General features: G+C 43.3%; 6 protein-coding genes. 1 reads left to right on the top strand and 5 read right to left on the bottom strand.

From position 1 onward, the window contains the following. Window positions 1-449: 449 nt before the first annotated feature. From IEV18_RS16280 to IEV18_RS16260, 5 genes are all read right to left on the bottom strand, one after another. Window positions 450-1,616, bottom strand: a complete 1,167-nt coding sequence (locus IEV18_RS16280; protein ID WP_188393418.1) for a TraB/GumN family protein — start codon at window positions 1,614-1,616, stop codon at window positions 450-452. 119 nt (window positions 1,617-1,735) lie between these two features. Next, window positions 1,736-3,280, bottom strand: a complete 1,545-nt coding sequence (dacB, locus tag IEV18_RS16275) for a D-alanyl-D-alanine carboxypeptidase/D-alanyl-D-alanine endopeptidase (RefSeq protein ID WP_229733699.1) — start codon at window positions 3,278-3,280, stop codon at window positions 1,736-1,738. A gap of 33 nt (window positions 3,281-3,313) precedes the next feature. Further along, on the bottom strand, window positions 3,314-3,634 hold the full coding sequence (locus tag IEV18_RS16270; protein ID WP_188393417.1) for a YqzG/YhdC family protein: 321 nt from the start codon (window positions 3,632-3,634) through the stop codon (window positions 3,314-3,316). Between the two features lie 109 nt (window positions 3,635-3,743). Then, entirely contained in the window at window positions 3,744-4,040 is a 297-nt protein-coding gene (locus IEV18_RS16265) for a 4a-hydroxytetrahydrobiopterin dehydratase (RefSeq protein WP_188393416.1), read from the bottom strand. 116 nt (window positions 4,041-4,156) lie between these two features. After that, window positions 4,157-5,872, bottom strand: a complete 1,716-nt coding sequence (locus IEV18_RS16260; RefSeq protein ID WP_188393415.1) for an ABC transporter ATP-binding protein — start codon at window positions 5,870-5,872, stop codon at window positions 4,157-4,159. Window positions 5,873-6,015: 143 nt separating this feature from the next. Here IEV18_RS16260 and IEV18_RS16255 point away from each other — a divergent pair, with 143 nt between their 5' ends. After that, entirely contained in the window at window positions 6,016-6,351 is a 336-nt protein-coding gene (locus IEV18_RS16255; RefSeq protein WP_188393414.1) for a DoxX family membrane protein, read from the top strand. Window positions 6,352-6,443: the final 92 nt, after the last annotated feature.

The following is a 6,443-nucleotide window of genomic DNA, read 5'->3' as shown; positions in this document are numbered from 1 at the left end:
ACGTGATTCTTCATAATCGGTTCAGTCCTTCCCTACTTCCTTGAGTAAAGTAGGTACTATGACCTCTGCTGACGCCTGTTGTTCAACAACCCTTCACAAAGTTGCTTACCGTGTGCGCACGGCATTCCAACAGGTTCTCCCCGGGTAAGAGTACAGACTTTCCTTCCACGTCCCCGCCTCATTTACTCTGTAATACCTTTGGCAGTAAGAACTTTGTCTTGTTTGGCAGACTCATTCAATATTACCTAGCCTTATATGAGATTCGTGTTCCTCGGGGCGGAAGTTTGCCGCCGACTTCCTTTAGACATGACGGTCACCCCCCATGCCCTTGTCTTAAGCTACAGCTACTACTGCCTTCACTGTTCGGGACTTTCACCCTATAGTCTGCACCCATGCCGGGCACACCAAAATAAAAAGCAAGTCATAGACGACTTGCTTTTTTTCAGAGGTTATAAATTTTGAATGAACAGGCGCACAATATCTGCGCCGGCAATAAAGGTGCCTAAAGCACTGCCAATATTGGCAAATATGACGACGAGCAACACCCTTGTTACTTTGTTTCGCCAAAAGCCTTTAACGTGAAAGACATCTTCATTTAAGCTTTCAAAATCCCGTACCGTTGGCCTGTTAAAATAGGCTTGGGCAAATCCGGCAAACCAGCCGGCTGCTAGCAGCGGATTTAACGATGTAAACGGCGCGGCTATTAAGGCGGTTAAAATGGCCGCTGGATGCCCGAAGGCAACTATAGTCCCTAAGGCAGAGAGTCCTCCGTTCCAAAGCAGCCAGCTGAGCAACTGCTGCATGCCCACCGTTGGATTTGTCATAAACGTATATAGAATCATGCCAATGATAAGGATTGGTATGGACCAGCCGATGACCTTTGGAGCTTTCGATGGTTTTGGCCGTGCAGTTAATTTCTTCACATCATGGTCTTTATGTATTTCCTTTGTAATCCCAGGAACATGGGCAGCACCTAACACGGCGACCACTTTATTTCCCGGTGCATTTTTTATTTTTTCCGCCAAATATTGGTCCCGCTCATCAATCAGCGGTTTTTTGAGCCGCGGAAAATGATCGGTAAATTCTTGCAGCATCGAGTTGATAAAGTCCTTTTGTTTCATCTTCTCCAATTCTTCTTCAGAGATTGTCTCATTGCTAAAAATGCTGGCAATTATTTGGGTTAATAGAAGGGATTTCCCTTTGATGCCCAGATTTCCCCATATTCGAGCAAAGGTAATTTGGATGTTCCGGTCTGCAAGCACCAATTCAGCACCGATTTCCTTCGCCGACTCGATCCCCTGAATCATTTCCTGGCCCGCTTGAATGCCGAACTGTTTCGCCATTCGTTTTTGAAAGGAAGAGATGGCTAGATTCATCAGCAGCAAAGTTGCTTTTTTCTCTTTAATTACCCGAAAGATGTCCATATCTTTCCACTTATTTCCGTCTACTATTGATTGATACCGCTGTTCGTCCAATTCTACACAAACCGAATCCGGCTGTTCTGTTTCTATTACGGATTTCACTAGTTCAGCACTTTGTTTGGAAACATGGGCAGTACCTACGAGAATTATTTCCTTATTATTTATCTCGAATCTCGTTATATGTTCTTCCGACATACATACCTTCCTTTTACTTCAACTTTACTTCATTCTAAACTACATTGTAGCAAAAGAGAACGATTAATTCCTTTTCTACGCCAAAATGATGGGGACCCTATGGCCCCCCTGACACGGTTTTATTCATTTCGAAAATGAGTGATGATGATTTCCGCAATTTTGTCTTGAATTTCAGCTATCTCCCCGTCATCTACAATGTAATTATTATTTAAAATGGCAAAAATCCATTCGGAACCATCAAGTGCGGTAATATATCCGGCTAAGGTAAATACCCCGGTCAATGAGCCCGTCTTCGCTACAACTTTGCCCCGCAATGGTTCTGAAGTGAGCCGGTTTCTTAACGTTCCTCCAACCATCCGTTCCGGCTCGCCAGCAACAGGAAGGGACTTTAGAAATACAGAAAACCAAGATTGTTCCTGGATTTCATATAACAATTTCGTCAGCTCGCTTGCCGGGATTAAATTTTTATGGGACATGCCCGAACCGTCCCGGAGGAGGAGGGTTGATGTATCTGCCCCAAATTTCGCCACTGTTTCCTCCAATACAGCAAGACCCGCATCCCAGCTTCCTTCATTTTGAATCTTTTTCCCCATCTCTTTAATCAATACTTCTCCATGGCCATTATTGCTTAGTTTCATAAAAGGGACTAGAAGCTCTGATAAAGGAATCGATGTTTTTTTCGTAAGCAGCTGGGCGTTTTCTGGAGTTTTGCCCCGTGTCAGCTTTGTGTTTGCGGATAGCTCAATTCCCTGTTTCTCCAATTCCTTGGCAAAGAGGTGGACTGCTAATCCGGTCGGTTCCCATACCGATGCCCAGGACCGATAGACCGGACTATCCTTAGGAACTGTTCCTTCAACGATAATCGTATTTTCCCCGTGCTTCCGCTCTACGGTAATATCTCTTGCTCCTCCAGAGGCAACCATTGTTGTCCGATTTTCAATAGTAACATAGTCATTTGCCGGAATGACGTTAACAGTTGCCTTCTCTCCGTCTCCAGGGGAAACTTCTACAATGACCGTTCCCGCATCATAATCGTTATCCGGTGAAACGGTCAGTGCAGATACTTGGGCTCCCGTGAAAAAGGGCTCATCGGACCAGTTTAAATCCTGGGAAAGGCGGACATCGTCATACCATTCATCATCGCCGACAATATTCCCATCTATCGCCCCAATTCCCTTTTCTTTTAATTCCAATGCAAATTGCTCCAAATCTTCCCGCTGAAGCGTCGGATCTCCCTTGCCCTTTATGTACAAATTGCCTTTCAGAACCTTTCCCTGTATTTCTCCGTCGGTTAAAATCAATGTTTCAAATTGATGGTCTTGTCCTAATACTTCCAGTGCTCCTATTGCGGTCAGCACTTTCATATTGGATGCGGGATGAAGGCGAAGCTCCCCAAAATACTGGTAAATTTCTTCCCCCGTATCTTTTCGGCGGATGCTGATTCCTGTCTGTGAACCTTTCAGACGCTGATCCGCCAGCACTTTGCCTATTTTTTCATCTAGTGTATCCGTTTCTTCAGCTGAAATCGCTTCCGTAAACACCGGCTTGTCCGGAGTCATTTCCATCACTTCCCCTTCTTTCTTCTCCTGAAATAGGAGTGAAGAAATGCCCGAAATAAGGATGATGATTGTGATAAAGAGGAATAATCTCTTCGGACCGTTCATTTCTTCACCCCACCTTTCAATTACAACAGTCCGTTATTGGTCCGTTTTCCGGAAGGTAATAGATAATACCTTTTCTGTTTCTGTTTCAAAGACTATATCGACAAATACGCCAAATTCCCTTTCCGGTCCCCTTAGCCAAAGTTTAAATTTCTCTATGGACTGTTCTCCCTTTGTCTCCCTGCCGATATGCAAATAATCTACAATGTCCGCTTCCGGATATTTCTCCTTTGTTTCAGCCATCGCCATCCTGCCCCATTTGGCATATGGCGGCCCTTCTTCCCCGTAAATTGATAAATTGGGCATCAAAGCAAAAAAAGTAAGGAGGATGAACAAAATTATATGTCTTACCTTCATTCAGCATTTCCCTTTCCATGGAATTCATTCTTCCCTTTAGGTTTCGTTCTTTATTTCTTGTTATGCATTCGACGTCTTCCGACATTTCCCGGGAAATACTGGCAATATTCTATTTTTCCCCTTGTTCATAAAGAACATCAAAATGCTTTACCATTTCAAAGTCTAAATCCGTCAGCCCCTTTGCTTGCCAAGATGAAATTTTTAACGTAACCATTTTATAGTCGATGGATATAAAGGGATGATGATTTTTTTCCTCTGCATATTGGGCGATGCGCTGGACAAATTGAATGCCGTTTAAAAATTCTTTAAAACGGTAACGTTTTTGAATCCACTTCTCATCCACCAATTTCCACCCGCTTAAATTCTCTAGCTCATCCTGAATTTCCGCCTCCGAAAGCCGTCTCATAATAGCCCTCCTAACTTCATAGTTTAAAAAAACAATACCTTATTTTCTGAAAATTTTCAATCCATTTTTCTTGCAAAAAAAGGCTCCTGCTAAATAAGGAGCCTCACTGCATCTTCTTATTTCATTTGTATGTTGTAAAGATGGGCAAATAAACCATCTTGCTGCAGCAGTTCTTCCTGTGTCCCTTCTTCGATAATGCCATCCTTCGTCACGACCATGACCCGGTCGGCATTTTTAATGGTAGCTAAACGATGGGCGATAATAATTGTTGTCCGGTCCTTTGCCAAGTCATCCAGTGCCTCCTGGATAATTCTTTCCGTATCTGTATCCAATGCGGAGGTCGCCTCATCCAATATTAAAATGGAAGGGTTTTTTAGGAACATCCGGGCAATGGCGATCCGCTGTTTCTGGCCGCCAGACAATTTTAATCCCCGCTCTCCTACCTCGGTATCCATTCCTTGAGGGAGTTCGCGGATAAATTCCTCCATATGGGCCCGTTTGGCCGCATCCCATATTTCTTCTTCCGTTGCATCCAATTTACCGTAAGCAATATTGTCCCGCAATGTGCCGGTAAAGAGGAACACATCTTGCTGAACTACGCCGATATTTTTCCTTAAGGATTCCTTTGTCATGTCCTTCACATCGATGCCGTCTATCGTAATGCTTCCTTCATCCACATCGTAAAATCGGGGGATTAGGGCAGAAATCGTCGTTTTGCCTGCTCCGGAAGGACCGACAAAGGCAACTGTTTCGCCGGGCTTGATGCGGAAATTAATCGATTCCAGCACCGGCCGCTGTGTCGGCTCATAGCGAAAAGATACATTATGAAATTGTATATCCCCATAGAGCCTGTCGACCTGCAGCGCATTCTTTTTATCTTTCACATCCGGCGCAACATCCATTAATTCGGTGAACCGTTTAAAGCCGGCCATCCCCTTTGGATAAATTTCGAGCAGGGCGGTAATTTTATTTATCGGGGTTGTCAGTACATTTACAAACAAGAGGAAACTGACCAATTCCCCGTAAGACAGTTTTCCGTTAAATGTAAACCAGGCCCCGACGACAAGGACGATTAAAGTGATTAAACGCATCAGCAAGTAAATATTTGAGTGAACGAGGGCCATCGTTTTGTAGGCGGTAAGTTTTGCTTTGCGAAAGTTTAAATTGTCTTTTGAAAAACGTTTCATTTCAAATGCTTCGTTTGTAAACGCCTGAACTACTCTTGCTCCGGACACCGCATCCTCAACCCGGGCATTCACCCCTGCAATATCTTCGTACATTTTTTTCCACGCCCGATTCATTCGTACATTTCCGTAAGAAATCAGGAAAATAAGAACCGGGATGGAGAAGAGGATAACCAATGCGAGCTGGGCATGAATATTAAACATGATGACAAAAGCTCCGAAAAAGGTCATCAGAGCGATGAAAAAATCTTCCGGCCCGTGATGGGCAAGCTCGCCAATATCGAATAAGTCGTTCGTAATTCGGCTAATAATGTGACCGGTTTTCGTATTATCAAAAAAGCGATAAGACTGTTTTTGCACATGAAAAAAGAGATCCTTTCGCATATCCGTCTCGATGTTTACCCCGAGTTTATGCCCGTAATAGGTAACAACATACTGTAAAAAGGTGCTGAGCAAATAAACGAATAGCAGCAGGACTGCTGCCGTTACGATTATGCCCCAATCATCTCCCGGCAATAGTTCGTCAATAAACCATTGTACTGCGACGGGAAAAGCAAGCTCCAGTATGGCGACAATGACAGCAGAAGTAAAATCAACAATAAAAAGCCGCTTATACGGCTTGTAATATGCAAAAAATCGTTTTAGCAAAATGACACTCCCTTTTCCAACGAATCTATTGCAAATTATAGATGGATTTCCTCTAACTTACAACAAGCGAATGAAATAACTGGCAAACTTGTCCGAATGATTGCATATAGATGGAGTAAACGATTCAAATAGGGGGATTCATCATGAGTAAATGGATTTATTATGCAGTCGGCTACGTATTTGTCACATCCGGTATTGCGAAGCTTGTCGTCGGTGATTTTAAAACGATGTTCGCTAATCTTGGCATTCCCTTTCCCGCTGCAAGTTTATTTATTATCGCCCTTCTTGAATTAGGCTGCGGAATGCTTCTTGCCGGAAATATGTTTGTAAAATATGCCCTCATACCTCTCATAATCATTATATGCGGCGCTATATTAATTACAAAGCTGCCAATTCTATTTTCCAACGGAATCCTTGATTTTGCCTTTCAGTCCCGATTAGATTTCGTCCTGCTTATTTTTAAGTTTACCCAAAAATAAAGCTTGACTTTGAAACAAAAACAGGCATCCGAAAATTTGGTGCAAAAGAGCACTTTTGGATGCCTGTTTTTCTCTCTATGGATCCAAAATGG

The sequence above is a fragment of the Compostibacillus humi genome, from assembly GCF_014637175.1.
Classification (GTDB): domain Bacteria; phylum Bacillota; class Bacilli; order Bacillales; family Amphibacillaceae; genus Oceanobacillus; species Oceanobacillus humi.
This window is presented reverse-complemented; position numbering and strand designations above follow the sequence as displayed.